This is a genomic window from Nocardioides iriomotensis (assembly GCF_004168035.1).
Lineage (GTDB): Bacteria > Actinomycetota > Actinomycetes > Propionibacteriales > Nocardioidaceae > Nocardioides_B > Nocardioides_B iriomotensis.
Window position 1 is genome coordinate 504669 of record NZ_SDPU01000020.1, and the last position, 18191, is coordinate 522859.

Annotated in this window: 13 protein-coding genes and 2 tRNA genes; 9 read left to right on the forward strand and 6 right to left on the reverse strand. The window is 70.9% G+C overall.

From position 1 onward, the window contains the following. Nucleotides 1-31: 31 nt before the first annotated feature. A tRNA-Gly gene (locus ETU37_RS09105) sits at nt 32-105 on the reverse strand. A gap of 181 nt (nt 106-286) precedes the next feature. Here ETU37_RS09105 and ETU37_RS09110 point away from each other — a divergent pair. Together ETU37_RS09110 and tig are read left to right on the forward strand one after the other, a co-directional pair. Beyond that, a tRNA-Pro gene (locus ETU37_RS09110) sits at nt 287-359 on the forward strand. A 103-nt stretch (nt 360-462) separates the two neighbouring features. Further along, a complete protein-coding gene (tig, locus tag ETU37_RS09115; RefSeq protein WP_165372464.1) occupies nt 463-1875 on the forward strand; it encodes a trigger factor in 1413 nt (470 codons plus the stop codon). Between the two features lie 54 nt (nt 1876-1929). On the opposite strand, the gene ETU37_RS09120 is transcribed toward tig, so the two are convergent. Next, a complete protein-coding gene (locus ETU37_RS09120) occupies nt 1930-2334 on the reverse strand; it encodes an NUDIX domain-containing protein (protein WP_165372465.1) in 405 nt (134 codons plus the stop codon). A gap of 57 nt (nt 2335-2391) precedes the next feature. Here ETU37_RS09120 and ETU37_RS09125 point away from each other — a divergent pair, with 57 nt between their 5' ends. The 3 genes from ETU37_RS09125 (at nt 2392) to ETU37_RS09135 (ending at nt 6832) form a co-directional block, all read left to right on the forward strand. Beyond that, nucleotides 2392-3543, forward strand: a complete 1152-nt coding sequence (locus tag ETU37_RS09125; RefSeq protein WP_129986891.1) for a lipase family alpha/beta hydrolase — start codon at nt 2392-2394, stop codon at nt 3541-3543. Nucleotides 3544-3559: 16 nt separating this feature from the next. After that, nucleotides 3560-4063: an SRPBCC family protein gene (locus ETU37_RS09130; RefSeq protein WP_165372466.1), complete on the forward strand. Its 504-nt coding sequence runs from the start codon at nt 3560-3562 to the stop codon at nt 4061-4063. 414 nt (nt 4064-4477) lie between these two features. Then, nucleotides 4478-6832, forward strand: coding sequence for an immune inhibitor A domain-containing protein (locus ETU37_RS09135; protein ID WP_240755636.1), 2355 nt, complete (start codon nt 4478-4480; stop codon nt 6830-6832). Between the two features lie 92 nt (nt 6833-6924). Here ETU37_RS09135 and ETU37_RS09140 read toward each other — a convergent pair whose 3' ends face one another. Next, on the reverse strand, nt 6925-7431 hold the full coding sequence (locus ETU37_RS09140; RefSeq protein ID WP_165372467.1) for an NUDIX hydrolase: 507 nt from the start codon (nt 7429-7431) through the stop codon (nt 6925-6927). A 119-nt stretch (nt 7432-7550) separates the two neighbouring features. On the opposite strand from ETU37_RS09140, the gene ETU37_RS09145 reads away from it, so the two are divergent. The 4 genes from ETU37_RS09145 to ETU37_RS09160 all read left to right on the forward strand — a co-directional run bounded on the left by ETU37_RS09145 (nt 7551) and on the right by ETU37_RS09160 (nt 12309). Then, nucleotides 7551-8153 (forward strand): ATP-dependent Clp protease proteolytic subunit, encoded by a 603-nt coding sequence (locus tag ETU37_RS09145; RefSeq protein ID WP_129986988.1) that lies wholly within the window; start codon nt 7551-7553, stop codon nt 8151-8153. 71 nt (nt 8154-8224) lie between these two features. Then, nucleotides 8225-8833, forward strand: a complete 609-nt coding sequence (locus tag ETU37_RS09150; RefSeq protein ID WP_129986989.1) for an ATP-dependent Clp protease proteolytic subunit — start codon at nt 8225-8227, stop codon at nt 8831-8833. Nucleotides 8834-9035: 202 nt separating this feature from the next. Then, nucleotides 9036-10319: an ATP-dependent Clp protease ATP-binding subunit ClpX gene (clpX, locus tag ETU37_RS09155; RefSeq protein ID WP_129986895.1), complete on the forward strand. Its 1284-nt coding sequence runs from the start codon at nt 9036-9038 to the stop codon at nt 10317-10319. Nucleotides 10320-10389: 70 nt separating this feature from the next. Further along, nucleotides 10390-12309, forward strand: a complete 1920-nt coding sequence (locus ETU37_RS09160; RefSeq protein WP_129986896.1) for a M3 family metallopeptidase — start codon at nt 10390-10392, stop codon at nt 12307-12309. Nucleotides 12310-12342: 33 nt separating this feature from the next. Here ETU37_RS09160 and ETU37_RS09165 read toward each other — a convergent pair whose 3' ends face one another. The 3 genes from ETU37_RS09165 to valS all read right to left on the reverse strand — a co-directional run bounded on the left by ETU37_RS09165 (nt 12343) and on the right by valS (nt 18137). Next, nucleotides 12343-13347, reverse strand: a complete 1005-nt coding sequence (locus tag ETU37_RS09165) for a PDDEXK family nuclease (protein WP_129986897.1) — start codon at nt 13345-13347, stop codon at nt 12343-12345. A 124-nt stretch (nt 13348-13471) separates the two neighbouring features. Beyond that, nucleotides 13472-15331 carry a DUF6351 family protein gene (locus ETU37_RS09170; protein WP_129986898.1) on the reverse strand — a complete coding sequence of 620 codons (1860 nt, stop codon included), beginning with the start codon at nt 15329-15331 and terminating at the stop codon, nt 13472-13474. Nucleotides 15332-15518: 187 nt separating this feature from the next. Continuing rightward, nucleotides 15519-18137 carry a valine--tRNA ligase gene (valS, locus tag ETU37_RS09175; RefSeq protein WP_129986899.1) on the reverse strand — a complete coding sequence of 873 codons (2619 nt, stop codon included), beginning with the start codon at nt 18135-18137 and terminating at the stop codon, nt 15519-15521. Between the last annotated feature and the right edge of the window lie 54 nt (nt 18138-18191).

An 18191-nucleotide genomic window follows, 5' to 3' on the forward strand; every position in this document is an offset into this window, starting at 1 on the left:
GAAGGCCGGCCCGACCGGCGTACGGGGGACGTGGAGCGGATGACGGGAATCGAACCCGCGTAGCTAGTTTGGAAGACTAGGGCTCTACCATTGAGCTACATCCGCGTGCGCTCCGCGGGTCTCGAGACCCGTGCGGAAGAGCGCGCCCATTCTGTCACACGGCGCACCAGCCGATGACACGCGCACCACGCGACGCGGCCCGGCCCGGCCGTCCGGCTGCGACGGCGATTTCGGACGTGCACCGCGTGTCCTCTAGACTGCCCGGGGCCCCTGGAGGGGCCGACCGCGGGGCGTAGCGTAGTGGCTAGCGCGCCTGCTTTGGGAGCAGGAGATCGCAGGTTCGAGTCCTGTCGCCCCGACACCGCGTGCAGCACACCGCCGAGCGATCGGCGCTCGCCCGCACGTCCCAGCACGTCCGAGCACGTCAACCGAAGCTGTTCCCCCGAACGAGGAGTACCACCTGTGAAGAGCGCCGTCGAGACTCTGAGCCCCACGCGGGCCAAGCTCACCGTCGAGGTGCCCTTCGAGGAGCTCAAGCCGAGCCTCGACGCGGCGTACAAGAAGATCGCCCAGCAGATCAACGTCCCCGGCTTCCGCCGCGGCAAGGTGCCCCCGATGGTCATCGACCGCCAGGTCGGCCGTGGCGCGGTGCTCGACGAGGCGATCAACAGCGCGCTGCCCAAGCTGTACGTCGACGCGCTCCAGGCCAACGAGCTCGAGCCGCTCGCCCAGCCGGAGATCGACATCACCCGGCTCGAGGACAACGACACCCTCGAGTTCACGGCCGAGGTGGACGTGCGTCCCGAGGTCGAGCTGCCCGACTACCAGGGCCTCGAGGTCTCGGTCGAGGACGTCGCCGTCACCGACGAGGACGTCGACGCCCAGGTGCAGAACCTCCGCGAGCGCTTCGCGACCCTCACCGAGGTCGAGCGCGCCGCCGCCGACGGCGACTTCGTCACCCTCGACCTGGTCGCCCGCAAGGACGGCGAGGTCGTCGAGGGCGCCGAGGTCAGCGGGATGAGCTACCAGGTCGGCAAGGGCGGCATGCTCGACGGCCTCGACGAGGCGCTCACCGGTCTCGAGCCGGGCGCCGACACCACGTTCTCCTCCCAGCTGGTCGGCGGCGACGCCAAGGGCGAGGACGTCGAGGTCGAGGTCAAGGTCACCTCCGTCAAGGAGCAGGAGCTCCCCGAGCTCGACGACGACTTCGCCCAGACCGCCTCGGAGTTCGACACCGTCGACGAGCTGCGCGACGACGTTCGCACCCGCCTCGCCAACGGCAAGCGCCTCGAGCAGGCCGCCGAGGCCCGCGACGCCGTCCTCGAGAAGATCCTCGACCTCGTCGAGGTGCCGCTTCCCGAGGCCGTCGTCGACGCCGAGCTCCAGGCCCGCCGCGACTCGGTCACCCAGCAGCTCGCGTTCGCCGGCATGACGATGGAGCAGTACCTCGACTCCGAGGAGCAGACCGTCGACGAGTTCGAGGCCGACCTCGAGAAGCGGGTCCGCGACGCCGTCGCCGCGCAGTTCGTGCTCGACCAGGTCGCCAAGAAGGAGGAGATCGCCGTCAACGAGGGCGAGCTCCAGGAGCACCTGATGCGCCGCGCGCAGCAGTCCGGCCAGAACCCGCAGGAGTTCATCCAGCACATGCTGGAGCACAACCACATCCCGGAGATGGTGGCCGAGGTCGTCCGCGGCAAGGCGCTCGCCCTGATCGTCGAGTCCGCCACCGTGACCGACGCCTCCGGCAACCACGTCGAGCTCAAGCTGCTCCGTCCCGACGGCACCATCGGTGACCCGGCCGACGAGGCCGCCGCCGACGAGGCCGAGCAGGTCGACGAGGCCGGCGAGGCGACCGAGGAGAAGGCCGAGGCCTGATCCCCCCCGCACGACGCGCTGCAGCCCCCGCCCCCGGCGGGGGCTGCCGCCGTTCTAGGGGTGCGCGGCGAGCACGAGCGCGAGCACGTCGCGCGTCACGTGGGTGAGGTCCAGGCCGGGCACGGCGTCGCGGTCGACGAACACCATCTGCCGGCCCTCGCCGCACACCACGTCGTCGTCGGTGGCGTCGGTGGCGACGGCGAAGACGCTCACGCGGTCCTCGCCCCCGTCGACCTCGCAGGGCAGCACCCGGGTCGCGAGCAGCGTCAGCGGCAGCCCGGTCAGCCCGGTCTCCTCGGCCAGCTCGCGGACGGCCGCCGCCGAGGGTGTCTCGCCCGGCTCGATGCCGCCCCCGGGGAGGCTCCACCGGTCGGGGTCGATCGGCGCGTGCTCGTCGCGCTCCTGCATGAGCAGCCGGCCGCGGGCGTCGACGACCCCGACGAGGACGATGTCGTGCATGTCCGAACCGTAGCCACGGCGTTGACATACCGCGGGTATGTCACCCATCATCGGCGGATGCCCTCCGCGACGGGGTCACCCGGCCTGCTCGGCGCCGCGGCGCTCGCCGCCGACGTCGCCGACGAGCTCGTCGTCGGCACCGTCCGCGACGTGCACGGTGCCGTCGCCCGCCGCGTGCGCCGGCTCAGCGGACGCGCTCCCGGCGCGGGGACGGGACCCGTGTCGTGGACCGTGTACGCCGGTGTCGGCGCCGGCCTCGCGCTCACCTCCCGGGCCCTGCGCGCCGCCGACCAGCGCGGCTGGGGCGGGCGGCTCGACGCCTCGCCGCGCGGCCGCCTTCTGGTCTCCGCGGTCAACGGCCTGATCGGCGACCGGCTCGTCGACGACGCCCCGGACCTCGCGATCACGATGTCCGTGCGCGTCGAGGGCCGCGACGTCCCGTGCGACCGCGCGTCCCTGGCGGCGGCGTACCCGAACGCGACGGACCAGGTCGTCGTCTTCCTGCACGGGCTGGGGGAGAGTGACGACTCCTGGCGGCGGGACGCCGACGAGCGGGGCGGCAGCTACGCCGACCGGATCGCCCGCGACGGCGCCTGGTCGCCGGTCGTGCTGCGCGCCAACACCGGACTGCCGATCAGCGCCAACGGCGTCGCGCTCGCGTCGCTGCTCGACGACCTGGTGGCCGCCTGGCCGGTCCGGGTGCGACGGATCGCCCTCGTCGGGCACTCGATGGGCGGGCTGATCGTCCGGGCCGCCTGCGCGGTGCGCACCGAGGCGCGCAAGCCGTGGGCGAAGCTGGTCACCGACGTCGTCACGCTCGGCACCCCGCACCTGGGCGCCCCGCTGGAGCGCACGGTCCACGCGGGCGCCCGCGCGCTCGGCGTCCTCCCGGAGTCCGCGCCGTTCGCGCGGATCCTGGAGTACCGCTCCGTCGGCATCCTCGACCTGCGCGGCGGTCTCGCACCGGACCTGCAGCACCTGCCGCACGCCCGCTACCGCCTCGTCGCCGCCACGCTGGCCCGCTCGCCGCGACACCCCGTCAGCGCCGTCTTCGGCGACATGCTGGTGCGGTTCCCCTCGGCGACCGGCCGCCCGCGGCGTGGTCGCCCGCTGTTCCCCGAGGCCGACGTGCTGCACGTCCACGGGGACCACTTCGACCTGCTCAACCACCCGGAGGTCGACGCCGCCCTCCGCGACTGGCTCGCCTGACCCGGAGGATCCCACTGTGCCCACACCGCTGCCGATCGAGTCGACCGTCGAGGTCGACGCACCGCCCCACGCCGTCTGGGCGGTCGTCGGCGACCTGCTCCGGATGCCGGAGCTCAGCCCCGAGCTCCGCCGCCTGTACGTCGTCGGCGGCGGCCGTCCCCGGGTCGGCAGCACGCTCGTCGGGCTCAACCGACGCGGGCTCGTCGCGTGGCCCACGACCTCGACGGTGACCGTGCTCGACGAGGAACGAGCCGTGGCGTGGCGCACCCGCGAGAGCGGCGCGACGTGGAGCTACCGGCTGGAGGCGCTCGACGAGGGCCGGCGCACGCGGCTGACCGGTCGCCGCGACCTGCCGGCCTTCACGGTCGGCACCACCCTGCTCGCACCGATCATCGGCGGCGCGGAGGGACACGACCGCGAGCTTGCGGCGGGGATCGCCGCCACCCTGACGCGGATCAAGCGGGTGGTGGAGGACTCTCGGCCTGCGGCGGCCGCGGCCGTGGATCCTGTGGAGCGCTAGCCGGCGGACCCGCGGATCGTCCGGTCAGCGGACGCGGTGCCGTGCATGTTTCTGCACTGCACAAATGTGAGGTCTCTGGCGCTTCGTCCGGTCTTGCCTGGATTCGCCCCCCGGGTTTGACTCCGGTCGGCCGCAAGTCGCGGCCGCGCAACAAGGTGAGTCTCGGGTCGTCCCTGCGCGTCTCTCGGCGTGGACCCGGTCCTCCGACCCCGTGGTCCGCAACGCTTCGTCGTGGTCCACGGGTCCACGGTGCTGAGCCTCCCGACCTCTCTGGCTGCGCAGATGCGACACGATCGCTGATTCCACGGAGGAACTGTGCGCAAGAAGTCAGCCGGGCTGTTGAGCCTGGTCCTGGCTGCGGGTCTGGGGACAACCCTCGGAGCACCCGCTGTCACGGCCAACGCCTCGCCCATCATGAAGTCTCCGGCCGTCACCGCCGACCACCCCGACGAGGTCGCCGGGCACGAGCTGCCCAACCCGCTGGAGGAGAAGCGCCGCGCCCTGCGCGAGGAGGCGCTCACCCAGGTGCTGAACGGCGAGGCCACGCCGGTGCGGCGCAACGGCAGCACCGTCGTCAAGGTGAGCAACGTCAAGAGCCCCACGGCCGTGAACGCCGCCGGCACGACCACCGCGGCCGCGAGCACGGACTCGCAGTACGTCGAGCTCGGCCGGGAGAAGACCGACCGGATCTTCGTGGTGCTCGCCGAGTTCGGCAACGAGCGGCACCCGTCGTACCCCGACAAGGACCTCGAGCCGAGCATCCCCGGCCCGACGACCTTCAACGGTCCGGCGCGCAACGCGATCCCGCAGCCCGACCGCACCCAGGACAACTCGACGGTCTGGCAGCCGGACTACAGCCGGCAGCACTACCAGGACCTCTACTTCGGTGAGGGCGGCGCCGAGGGCGCCGGCGCCGAGCACGAGTCGGTCAAGCAGTACTACGAGCGCCAGTCCTCGGGCCGCTACTCGATCGCCGGCACCGTGACCGACTGGGTCAAGGTCCGCTACAACGAGGCGCGCTACGGCCGCTCCAGCGACAACCCCGCCACCAATGGCAACGACCCGGCCGTGTGCTCGGGCCACGTCTGCCAAAACACGTGGAACCTCGTGCAGGATGCCGTCAACACCTGGTGGGACGCTCAGATCGCGGCGGGCAAGACACCCGAGCAGGTGAAGGCCGACCTCGCGACGTTCGACCAGTGGGACCGCTACGACTACAACGGCAACGGCAACTTCAACGAGCCCGACGGCTACATCGACCACTTCCAGATCGTGCACGCCGGCGGCGACGAGGCCGACGGCGACCCGATCCAGGGCGAGGACGCCATCTGGTCGCACCGCTGGTACACCCAGACCACCCCGATCGGCACCGGCGGCCAGCACGGCCTGGGCGGCTCCCAGATCGGTGACAGCGGCATCTGGGTCGGCGACTACACCATCCAGCCGGAGAATGGCGGGATGAGCGTGTTCGCCCACGAGTACGGCCACGACCTCGGCCTGCCGGACCTCTACGACACCGCCGGCGGCGAGAACAGCGTCAACTACTGGTCGCTGATGGCGCAGAGCCGCGTCGACGGCCCGAACGACGACGCCCTCGGCACCCGCGCCGCGGACCTCGGCGCGTGGGACAAGCTGATGCTGGGGTGGCTCGACTACGAGACCATGCTGCCGTCGCAGAACCGGTCGCTGGAGATCGGCCCGCACGAGTACAACACCGACAAGGCGCAGGCCGCCGTCGTCGTGCTGCCGAAGAAGGCGGTCACCTCGCCGCTGGTGACGCCGTACGCCGGGGCCAAGTCCTGGTGGAGCGGCACGGCCGACGACTACACCGCCTCGATGGCCCGCCAGGTGGCGCTGCCCGCCGGTCCCTCCGCGGCACTGTCCTTCCAGGCGAACTACAGCATCGAGGAGGGCTTCGACTACTACTACGTCGAGGTCGACGACGGCAGCGGCTGGAAGAGCGTCCCGGGCACGGGCACCGACCCGGCCGTGAACAACGGCGTCGACGGTGACACCGACGGCAAGTGGGTCCCCGTGACCTACGACCTGTCGGCGTACGCCGGCAAGACGATCGGCCTGCGCCTCCGCTACGTCACCGACGGCGGCGTGCAGGGCAACGACCCGGCGCTCGTGCCGGGCCTCTTCGCCGACGACCTGAAGGTCACCTCGGGCAGCACGACGGTCCTCGCCGACGGCGCCGAGACCAGCCCGAACGGCTGGACCCTGAACGGCTTCTCGTCGGTCGGCTCGTCCGTCACGCAGCAGTACGACAACTACTACCTCGCGTCGCACCGCGACTACGTGTCGTTCGACAAGTACCTGCAGTCCGGCCCGTACAACTTCGGCTTCCTCAACACCAAGCCGGACTGGGTCGAGCGGTTCCCGTACCAGGACGGCCTGCTGATCTCCTACTACGACACCTCGCAGTCGGACAACAACACCAGCACCCACCCGGGTGAGGGGCTGATCCTGCCGATCGACGCCAACCCGCGTCCGCTGGTGCGCCTGGACGGCCAGCTCTGGCGTCCGCGCGTCGCCGGCTACGACATGCCGTTCTCGCTGGAGAAGTCGGACTCGTTCACGCTGCACGTGAACGGCCAGGCCAACTACATCCGGGGCCAGGCGCCGCAGCCGACCTTCCTGGACAGCAAGTCCTACTGGGACGCCGCGCAGCCCGCGGCCAGCGTCAAGGTGCCGAACACCGGCACCGAGATCAAGATCCAGGAGCAGAACGGCACCACGATGAAGATCAGGGTGTCGAAGAAGTGAGACCCGGCATCCGCCGTCCCCCGGCGGGTGCCTGAGAGACCGGACGGCGCCGGGAGTCAGGGACTCCCGGCGCCGTTCGTCGTTCCCGTCGCTCAGAAGTCGAGCTCGACGGGGGAGGCGGGGTGGCCGTCGCGGACCAGCCGCTCGGTGAAGGCGGCCGCACCGGCGCGCAGCCGCAGCGGTCCGTCGGTGGGGATCGCGTGCAGCTCGGCCGGCGTCTGCCAGCGCACCTCGACGATGCCCTCGGCGGCCAGCGCGTCGTCGTCGAGCTCGCCGCGTGGCTCGAACGCCGGCACCCGGGCCAGGTAGAACCACTCCTCCTGGCCGTCCCACGGCTCCCCGATGTCGAACACGTGCGTCCGGTGCGCGACGCACGGGCCGATCTCCGCAGGCTCCAGGTCGAGCCCGACCTCCTCGCGCAGCTCCCGCCGTACGGCGTCCACGTGGGTCTCGCCGGGTTCGATGCCGCCGCCCGGCATGCCCCACACGCTGTCCCCGTCGGCGAGCATCCAGCGCATCGACAGCACCCGCTCGTCGGGGTCCACGAGGACGACGCGAACGGCAGGCCGGAGGCGGAGCGGCGCGGGCGGGCGGGTCACCCGCCGCACCCTACGTGGGCGCTCGTCCGCTGTTGGCGAACAAGGCCGGATACCCCGTGGCTGGGCGGAGGGTTGCGGCTAGGGTCGGGTGCGTGACCGACATCGAGACGACTCCGCAGATGAACGGGGCCGGACAGTCCTACGGGCTCGACGACCACATCTACCAGCGGCTCCTCAAGGAGCGCATCGTGTTCCTCGGCTCCGAGGTACGCGACCAGAACGCCAACGCGATCTGCGCGCAGATGCTGCTGCTCAACGCCGAGGACCCGAAGGCCGACATCTTCCTGTACATCAACAGCCCGGGTGGCTCGGTCGACGCCGGTATGGCGATCTACGACACCATGAACTACATCTCCAACGACGTGGCCACCGTGGGCATGGGCCTGGCCGCGTCGATGGGCCAGTTCCTGCTCTGCGCCGGCGCGAAGGGCAAGCGCTACGCCCTGCCGCACGCGCGGATCATGATGCACCAGCCCTCGGGCGGCATGGGCGGCTCGGCCTCCGACATCAAGATCCAGGCCCAGCAGTCGCTGCACATCAAGGCGGTGCTCTTCAAGCTGATCAGCGAGCACACCGGCCAGCCGCTCGAGCAGGTCGAGCAGGACGCCGACCGCGACCGCTGGTTCACCGCCGACCAGGCGCTGGAGTACGGCTTCATCGACAAGGTCGTCGCGAACGCCGGCCAGGTCGCCGACCAGGGCCGTCCGGCCCACGAGAACTGAGGGGACGCGCGATGACTGCGACCAACATCCCCGGCCTCACGGGCCGCGCCCCGGCGCACGCGAGTGCCGACATGAACTACTACATCCCTCAGTGGGAGGAGCGGACGTCCTACGGCTTCCGCCGCATCGACCCCTACGCCAAGCTGTTCGAGGAGCGGATCATCTTCCTCGGCACGCCGATCAGCGACGACATCGCCAACGCGGTGATGGCCCAGCTGCTCTGCCTGCAGTCGATGGACCCCGACCGGGACATCAGCATCTACATCAACTCGCCCGGTGGCTCGTTCACCGCGATGACGGCGATCTACGACACGATGCGGTTCCTCAAGCCCGACGTCGAGACCGTCTGCCTGGGCCAGGCCGCCTCCGCGGCCGCCGTGCTCCTGGCCGCCGGCACGCCCGGCAAGCGCCGGGCGCTGCCCAACAGCCGGATCCTGATCCACCAGCCCTACACCGAGGGCACCTACGGCCAGAGCTCCGACATCGAGATCCAGGCCAACGAGATCCTGCGCATGCGCGAGCTGCTCGAGTCGATGCTCGCCGAGCACAGCGGCAAGACTCCGGAGGAGGTCAGCGCGGACATCGAGCGGGACAAGATCCTCACCGCGGCCGCCGCCGTCGAGTACGGCCTGATCGACACCGTGCTGGAGTCGCTGAAGGGCCAGCCGGCCCAGATCTGACCCGTCCGAGCCGGTCCGGACCGCGTCCCCCGCGGGCCGGACCGGGTCGGCCCGGCGACTCGCCGTGTCCTGTCCCATTTGGGGGCGCGACGGGGTACCTTCGAGTTCGACGTACAAACGCAACCCAGCCGGTGGGGCGCAGTTCCGCCCCCGGCCCCGCGGCAAGGCCGCGGCCCGGCTCGAGTCGTGAGGAGTCTCACCTGTGGCACGCATCGGTGACGGTGGCGACCTGCTGAAATGCTCGTTCTGCGGGAAGAGCCAGAAGCAGGTGAAGAAGCTCATCGCCGGCCCCGGCGTCTACATCTGCGACGAGTGCATCGACCTCTGCAACGAGATCATCGAGGAGGAGCTCAGCGAGGGGACCGAGGTCGGCCTCGAGGAGCTGCCGAAGCCGCGCGAGATCTTCGAGTTCCTCAACTCCTACGTCATCGGCCAGGAGACCGCGAAGAAGTCGCTCGCCGTGGCCGTCTACAACCACTACAAGCGGGTCCAGGCCGGCGTCTCCGCTGGCAGCCAGCGGCACGGCAAGGACGAGCTCGTCGAGCTCGCCAAGTCCAACATCCTGGTCATCGGCCCGACCGGCTGCGGCAAGACCTACCTCGCCCAGACGATGGCCCGGATGCTCAACGTCCCGTTCGCGATCGCCGACGCGACCGCGCTCACCGAGGCCGGCTACGTCGGCGAGGACGTCGAGAACATCCTGCTCAAGCTGATCCAGGCCGCCGACTACGACGTCAAGAAGGCCGAGACCGGGATCATCTACATCGACGAGATCGACAAGGTGGCCCGCAAGGCGGAGAACCCCTCGATCACCCGCGACGTCTCCGGCGAGGGCGTCCAGCAGGCGCTGCTCAAGATCCTCGAGGGCACGACCGCCTCCGTCCCGCCGCAGGGGGGCCGCAAGCACCCCCACCAGGAGTTCATCCAGATCGACACCACCAACATCCTGTTCATCGTGGGTGGTGCCTTCTCCGGCCTCGAGCACATCGTCGAGCAGCGGATCGGCAAGAAGACCCTCGGCTTCGGCGCCGAGCCGCCCTCGAAGATCGAGCGCGACATGGACAAGATCTTCTCCGAGGTCATGCCCGAGGACCTGCTGAAGTTCGGCCTGATCCCCGAGTTCATCGGCCGCCTCCCGGTCATCGCGACCGTCGACAAGCTCAACCGCGAGGCGCTGGTCCAGATCCTCACCGAGCCGCGCAACGCGCTGGTGAAGCAGTACCAGAAGCTGTTCGACCTCGACGGCGTCGAGCTCGAGTTCAGCGACGACGCCATCGAGGCCGTCGCCGACCTCGCGATGATGCGCGGCACCGGGGCCCGTGGCCTCCGCGCGATCATCGAGGAGGTCCTCCTCAACGTGATGTACGACGTGCCGTCCCGCGAGGACGTCGCCAAGGTCGTCGTCACCGGTGAGGTCGTCTCCGACAACGTCAACCCGACGCTGATCCCGCGCGAGCCCGAGGCCAAGAAGAAGAAGTCCGCCTGACGCGACTTCCGGCGCGAGCCGCGTCTTCAATCGCGTTGGCTCGGGGGCGTGCCGTGACTAGGCTCGCCGCGTGACGGACTCGAACCTCAGCCCCCTGACCCTGCCCGAGAGCGACGCGGAGGCGTGGGTCGCCGACCGGACCGACACCGAGCTCGCCCGCGCGGCCGAGCTGGTCGCCACCATCAAGGCCGGCGGCCACGAGGGCTCGGCGCTGGAGCTGTGGAACGACGTCAACATCGCGCTCGGCAACGCCTTCGCGGTCGCGTCGCTGATGTCGAACGTGCACCCCGACGAGGCCGTCCGCAACCGCGCCGAGGCGGCGGAGCAGGCCGCGTCGAAGCTGCTCACCGAGATCGGGCTCGACCGTGAGCTGTACGAGGTGCTCGACGCCGTCGACCCGCAGGGGCTCGACGACGCCGGCCGCCGGGTACTCACCCTGACCCTGCGCGACTTCCGCCGCGCCGGTGTCGACCAGGACGACGACGTACGAGCGCGGCTCAAGGAGCTGTCGGAGCGGCAGACCGAGGTCGGTCAGGAGTTCTCCAAGAACATCCGCAACAGCGTCCTCACGATCAGCCTCGACCCGGGCCGGCTCGACGGGCTGCCGGCCGACTACGTCGAGGCGCACGCACCCGGTGACGACGGTCAGGTGACGATCACGACGGAGTACCCCGACTACGTCCCGTTCATGACGTTCGCGACCGACCGCGACGCCCGGGCCGCGCTGCTCCACGAGTTCCGCAACCGCGCCTGGCCCGAGAACGACGGCGTGCTCGAGGAGCTGCTCACCCTCCGCGCCGAGCAGGCCCGGCTGCTCGGCTACGCCGACTGGCCGTCGTACGACGCCGAGGTCAAGATGATCGGGAAGGGCTCGGCGATCCCGGAGTTCATCGACCGGATCGCCGACGCGGCCGAGGCGCCCGGCCGGCGTGACGTCGCGGTGCTGCTCGCCCGGCTCCAGCAGGACCACCCCGACGCCACCGCGGTCGACGGTCGCGACGGGTCGTTCTACGCCGAGGTGATCCGGCGCGAGAACTTCGACGTCGACGCCCAGCTCGTCCGCACCTACTTCGACTTCCAGAAGGTCCGCGCCGGCCTGCTGGACGTGACCGGCCGGCTGTTCGGCATCGAGTACGTCCCGGTCGACGTGCCCGTCTGGCACGAGGACGTGGCGACGTACGACGTGCTCCGCGACGGCGAGCGGCTCGGCCGGATCCACCTCGACCTGCACCCGCGCCCGGGGAAGTACTCCCACGCCGCGCAGTTCGACCTCGTCCCGGGCATCCGCGGCCGGCAGCTGCCGCAGGGCGTGCTGGTCTGCAACTTCTCCAAGCAGCTCATGGAGCACGACCACGTGGTCACGCTGTTCCACGAGTTCGGCCACCTCGTCCACCACGTGCTCGCCGGCGGCCACGACTGGGCCCGGTTCAGCGGCGTGGCGACCGAGTGGGACTTCGTCGAGGCGCCCAGCCAGATGCTCGAGGAGTGGGCCTGGGACCACGACGTGCTGAAGACGTTCGCCACCGACGCGTCCGGCGCGCCGATCCCCGCCGAGCTGGTCGCCAAGATGCGCGCCGCCAACGAGTTCGGCAAGGGCTACTACGCCCGCACCCAGATGTTCTACGCCGCGACGTCGTACTACCTGCACCAGCGGGTGCCCGCCGACCTCACCGCGCTGATGGTCGAGCTGCAGGCGAAGTACGACCTCTTCGGCTACGTCCCCGACACGCACTTCCACACGTCGTTCGGCCATCTGCACGGCTACGGCTCGGGCTACTACACGTACATGTGGAGCCTGGTCATCGCCAAGGACCTGTTCTCGGCCTTCGACCCCGACGACATGTTCGACACCACCGTCGCGCACCGCTACCGCGACCGGATCCTCGCCGCCGGCGGCAGCAAGGACGCCGCCGACCTCGTCGCCGACTTCCTCGGCCGCCCCTACCACTTCGACGCCTTCGAGGCCTGGCTGCAGCGCCCTCCGGGCTGACAACCCCGATTCGTCCGCGAAACTGCGGTCGTCCTACGCGGAGCGGTTGCGGACGAATCGGGTCGGTACGCCGAACTGCCGGAGGTCGTCGATGATGCCCGACGGATCGAGGCGGAGCTCCACGCTCGCGCATCGGAGGACGGCGCGTCCGGTCAGCACGACGGCACGCTCGCGGCGCATGTCGCGCCACCAGTGGTCACTGCGCATGTGGAACGACCCGTCGATCTCCAGCACGAGCACCCGCCCGTCGGGCAGCACCCACTCGCAGTCGAGGAAGCGCCACCGGCCGGTTGCGTCGCGACGCATGCGCTGACGCGTCGGGGCCTCGAGTCCCGCGTCCTCGCACCGTCGGGCGATGTCGATCTCGGCGAACGACTCGGCCCCTCCGGCGATGTCGCCGAGTGTCAGTGCGAACGTGCGCCCGTGGCGCAGCTTGCGGATCTGGTCGATGCCGAGCAGCAGCTCGTCAGGGGTCGCCAAGCCCTGCTGGACGGTGGCGGCCAGCAGACCGATGGCGCGGCGAAGATAGCGGTCGCGTTCGGCAGTGAGCAGCGCCGCGTGCGGGACCCGCAGACGCGGCAGAGCCGAGTCGCGCTCGATCCAGTCGCGGTAGTGCCGGCGGGTCTGCCTGAAGTGGAATCCCGGCAGCTTCGACACCTCGTCGCTCTTTGCGGTGATCACGTGGATCACCGGGTCGACCGTCCACCGCAGCCCGGCCACCTCGCACGCCGTGATGTGGCTGAGCGCGGACAGCGGACCGGCGTGGAGGACCCCGAGCCACATGCGCTGCGCGCGGGTCAGCGCGGCGTTCTGCAGAGCGACGACCGTGGGGGCGGCCGCTGTCCACCGACCTGCCATCAGCTCGGCGTCGACCCGGTGGCGGGTCCAACCGCGATCGCGCAGCTGGGCGCGTGAGAGGACGCCGAGCTGACGAGTGGCGGCGTCACGCAGCTCTGGGTACCGATTCGTCCGCCACAGCGCGGGGTCGCCAGGCGACGCGTCCGCGGACGAATCGGGGAGGCGTCGGGACGTGGGCATGACGGCATCGTCCACCGACCGGCGCAGCGGCGTCGGCCGTCGTCCACAGGTGCGACCCGACCCCGATTCGTCCGCAGAACGGCGTGCGTTGCACGCGAAGCGATTGCGGACGAATCGGGTCGGGTCAGCGCGTCCAGACGCCGGGCGCGGTGAACTCCAGCCAGGTGCCGTCGGGCGGTGCCTGGTCCACACCCTTCCGGCCGTAGTCGCACACCCCGCCCGCGAACACCTCGCGCAGGCGGGCCCACTGGGCGTCCGTCGTCGTCGGGTACGTCGAGCGGGTCGGCGCGGTGGTGCGACAGGTGATCACGTTGCTCGCGACCGGGCCGCCGGCGACGATGCGCGGCGAGGCGTAGGACGGGTAGAGCCGGTTGCAGCGCGTGTCGCCGCGGTAGACCTGCCGCTCGCGGACCCGCTCCCCGTCGCGCGTCCAGCACGAGTCGACGAGGTGCGCCGGCCTGCTGCGCGCGACCCGGGCGTGCGCGGAGCCGGGGCGCGTGTCCCGGCGGACGTTGGCGATCCACTCGTCCATCGCGTCGAGCGCGTAGGTCATCACCGGCGCCTCGGAGTCGAAGAGGCCCCGCGCGTCGCTCTCGGTCAGCATCACCTGGTTGCCGGCGTCGCCGTTCGCCGCGACCAGCCGCGCCCGGGTGCTGAACGACTGGTAGCGCATGTGGATGTCGCCGCCGCTCTGCTGGTCGGTGTAGGCGCGGTAGTCGATCAGGGGTACGTCGCCCAGCCCGTTGCCGCCGTACAGCATGCGGCCGGTGGCGTACGCGTTGTGCCGCGCCACCGGGTCCGCCGTGGTCCGGCTCGCGGTCGGGTTCGCGTCGACGTCGAGCCCACCGACTCCGGCGTTGAGGTCGAGGAACTGGTCGGCGGTGATCGCGCCGTCGCGCCAGGCCTGCAGGCCGTACTGCACGCCGGTGTTGTCGCTCGGGATCCGCGCGAACCCGGTCGCCGGGTCGACGCCGTAGGTGTTGCGGCCGTGGTCCCAGACGGTGCCGCGGGCGCCGGTCGGGTTGGTCGCGGCGTCGTACCGCACCTCCGGCGGCACCGAGCCGTCGAACTCGGCGTCGGGGTCGAGCCGCTTCGCGCCGTCGCTCATCGACGCCAGCGCGTTGGGCACGCCGAAGCCCGCGACGGCCTGCTGCTGCGCGCTGGTGAACGACCCGGGGTGGGCGTCGAACCAGTTCTTCAGCACCCGGCTGTCGAACAGCATCTGCGACGTCCCGAACCCGACGTCCGGGAACGAGCAGCCCGCGATCACGCCGTCGAGCAGGCCGGGGTAGTTGTCGGCGATCTGGTGGCCCTGGTAGCTGCCGCCCGAGCAGCCCCAGCCGATCGTCCAGCGCGGCGCGCCGAAGTCCTGCTCGAAGACGTGCTTGGTCTGCGCCATCACCTCGGCGGCGAGCAGGTCGTCGCAGCTGTGGCCGAAGACGTTGAGCGAGCTCGACGCCACCGCGAACCCACGCTCCAGCATCGAGGGGACCAGCACGCCGCCGGTGCCGGGACCCTGGCGGTACCAGCCGCCGCGGCAGCCGCCGCCGAACGTGTAGACGAGCCGCTCGTTCCAGCCGGGGGAGGGCGTCGTCGCGTCCGGCTCCACGCCGTCGCTCGGGTCGTCGAGCACGGCGATCTCGTAGATGCCGCGGTCGGCCGTGCCGGTCTGCACCCGCACGATGAACGGCACCCGCTCGCCCCCGACGTCGGTCCAGGCCAGGTCGGCCGGCCGCGGCTTGTCGGCCGGCAGGGGAGTCCAGCCACCGCCGGTGGTGCGGTAGACGTAGTCCGTCTCCGTGGGTACGGCGCACTCCGGCCCGGTCGCCGGCGGGAGCATCGACCCGTCAGCGGTGCGGAACTCGGCCGACTCGCAGAAGAACGGTGTCTCGCGCGGACCGGCGAAGCGGGGCGGCCCGTCGCTCGCCGCGCCCGACGCCGGCAGGGGCGGCACGAGCACGAGCGTGCCGAGGAGCAGGGTCACGGAGAGCAGGGTCGAGCGGACGCCGCGCATTGGAACCTCCCGAGAAGCGGTCCAGAAACCGGTTACATCGGGTCTATCGCATGCGTGACGACCGCCACAAGGCGCCGTCTCACGCGCCAAACCCGATTCGTCCGCGATGCCTCCGCGTGAGACGGACGCAGTTTCACGGACGAATCGGGGTGGGGCCTCAGGCCCCGGCGTCCTCCGGAGCGATCTCCGCGGCGACGGCGATCTCGGCGTCGTCGGTCGGGGTGAACGCTAGGTCGCCGACGATGTTGCCGGAGGCCTTCAGGTCCTCGGTGGCCTTCGCGGCAGCGGCGAGCTGCGCGGACGGCCCCGTGACCGTGACCGACGAGAGCGCCGTGCGCATCTTGACCTTCGCCTGCGACTTCGCGCCGCGGACGCCGGTGAGGACCGCGGCGACGGCGGCCAGCATGGACGGCTCGGCGGAGGCCGCGGAGCCGAGCTCGGTCACGGTCGGCCAGGACGCCCGGTGGATCGAGCCCTCCTGCCACCACGACCAGACCTCCTCGGTCACGTAGGGCAGGAAGGGCGCGAGCAGCCGCAGCTGGGCGTGCAGCGCGATCGCGAGCGCGGCCTTGGCCGACGCGGCGGCGTCGTCACCGCGCGCGCCGTACGCCCGCTCCTTGACCAGCTCGAGGTAGTCGTCGCAGAACTCCCAGAAGAACTTCTCCGTGACCTCGAGCGCCGTCGTGTAGTCGTAGGCGTCGAACGCGTCGGTCGCCTTGTCGATCACGTTCGCCAGCCCGCCGAGCATCGCGCAGTCGACGGGCTCGCTGACCAGCGACGGCTGCAGCGAGGTGGCGCCGACGCTGCCCAGGACGAACTTCGAGGCGTTGAGCACCTTCATCGCCAGCCGCCGGCCGACCTTCATCTGGGTCTCGTCGAACGGCGAGTCGAGGCCCGGCCGCGACATCGCGGCCCGCCAGCGCACGGCGTCGGAGCCGAACTTCTCGAGGATCTCGGTCGGGACGACGACGTTGCCCTTGGACTTCGACATCTTCTTGCGGTCGGGGTCCATGACGAAGCCGGAGATCGCGGCGTGCGCCCAGGGGATGACGCCGTTCTCGTGGTGCGCGCGGACGACCGTGGCGAACAGCCAGGTGCGGATGATGTCGTGGCCCTGCGGGCGCAGGTCCATCGGGAACGTCCGCTCGAACAGGTCGGGGTCGTCCTCCCAGCCGCAGATGATCTGCGGCGACAGCGACGAGGTCGCCCAGGTGTCCATCACGTCGGGGTCGCCGATGAAGCCGCCCGGCTTGCCGCGCTGCGCCTCGTCGTAGCCGCGCGGCGCCTGCGCCGACGGGTCCACCGGCAGCTCGGCCTCGGCCGGCAGCAGCGGGTGGTCGTAGTCGGGCTCGCCCTCGTCGTCGAGCGGGTACCAGACCGGGAAGGGGATGCCGAAGAACCGCTGCCGGCTGATCAGCCAGTCGCCGTTGAGGCCCTCGACCCAGTTGGTGTAGCGGTGCCGCATGTAGTCGGGGTGCCAGTCGATCTCGCCGCCGCGGTCGATGAGCTCCTTGCGCAGCTCGGCGTCCCGGCCGCCGTTGCGGATGTACCACTGGCGCGTGGAGACGATCTCCAGCGGCTTCTCGCCGCGCTCGTAGAAGTTCGTCATGCGCTGCGTGGGCTTCGGCTCGCCGTCGAGGTCGCCGGACTCCCGCAGGGCCGCGACCATCGCCTCGCGGGCGCTGAACGTGGTCTTGCCCGCCAGCTCTGCGTACGCCGCCGCGGCCCGCTCGGACGACAGCCACTCGGGCGTCTCGCGGTGCAGCCGGCCGTCGCGGCCGATGACCGTGCGGACCGGCAGCTGCAGCTCGCGCCACCACATCACGTCGGTCAGGTCGCCGAACGTGCAGCACATCGCGATGCCGGCGCCCTTGTCCATCTCGGCGGCGGCGTGCGGCAGCACAGGGATCTCGACGCCGAACACCGGCGAGGTGACGGTCGAGCCGAATAGCGGCTGGTAGCGCTCGTCGTCGGGGTGCGCGATGAGCGCGACCACCGCCGGGATCAGCTCCGGGCGGGTGGTCTCGATGTGCACCGGCTGCCCGTCGGCACGATGGAACGCGACCCGGTGGTAGGCGCCGGCGTAGTCACGCGCCTCGAGCTCGGCCTGGGCGACCGCGGTCTGGAAGGTGACGTCCCACAGGGTCGGAGACTCCTGCAGGTAGGCCTCGCCGCGTGCGTAGTTGCGCAGGAACGCGCGCTGCGACGCCGTCTGCGACCGGCGGCCGATCGTCGTGTACTGCTGCGACCAGTCGACCGACAGACCGAGGGTCCGCCACAGCGACTCGAAGACCTTCTCGTCCTCCTGCACCAGCTCGTCGCACAGCTCGATGAAGTTGCGGCGGCTGACCGGCACCTGCTTCTTCGCGTCAGGCTTCTCCGGCGGGGTGAAGTCGGCGTCGTAGGGCAGCGTCGGGTCGCACCGCACGCCGTAGTAGTTCTGCACCCGGCGCTCGGTCGGCAGGCCGTTGTCGTCCCACCCGATCGGGTAGAAGACCTCCTTGCCGCGCATCCGCTGGAAGCGCGCGACGAGGTCGGTGTGCGTGTAGGAGAACACGTGGCCGACGTGCAGCGACCCCGAGACGGTCGGCGGCGGGGTGTCGATCGAGTAGACCTGGTCGCGGGTCTTGCTCCGGTCGAACGCGTAGGTCCCGTCGGTCGACCACCGCTCGACCCAGCGGGCCTCCAGCCCCTCCAGTGCGGGCTTGTCCGGTACGACGACCGCGGGAGGTGCGGTCGTCTCGGACAGGTCGCGCGGACTGGGCTGGTTCGTCATAACCCGGAATCCTACGGTTCGCGCCCGCGTGGCTGCGAAGGCATTCCTCCTTCG

What these genes read in the sequence shown, in the direction of transcription:
- ETU37_RS09120 (WP_165372465.1), bottom strand. Translation starts at nt 2,334, where the DNA reads ATGCACGACATCGTCCTCGTCGGGGTCGTCGACGCCCGCGGCCGGCTG.
- ETU37_RS09125 (WP_129986891.1), top strand. Translation starts at nt 2,392, where the DNA reads ATGCCCTCCGCGACGGGGTCACCCGGCCTGCTCGGCGCCGCGGCGCTC.
- ETU37_RS09135 (WP_240755636.1), top strand. Translation starts at nt 4,478, where the DNA reads ATGAAGTCTCCGGCCGTCACCGCCGACCACCCCGACGAGGTCGCCGGG.
- ETU37_RS09145 (WP_129986988.1), top strand. Translation starts at nt 7,551, where the DNA reads ATGAACGGGGCCGGACAGTCCTACGGGCTCGACGACCACATCTACCAG.
- ETU37_RS09150 (WP_129986989.1), top strand. Translation starts at nt 8,225, where the DNA reads ATGAACTACTACATCCCTCAGTGGGAGGAGCGGACGTCCTACGGCTTC.
- ETU37_RS09165 (WP_129986897.1), bottom strand. Translation starts at nt 13,347, where the DNA reads ATGCCCACGTCCCGACGCCTCCCCGATTCGTCCGCGGACGCGTCGCCT.
- valS (WP_129986899.1), bottom strand. Translation starts at nt 18,137, where the DNA reads ATGACGAACCAGCCCAGTCCGCGCGACCTGTCCGAGACGACCGCACCT.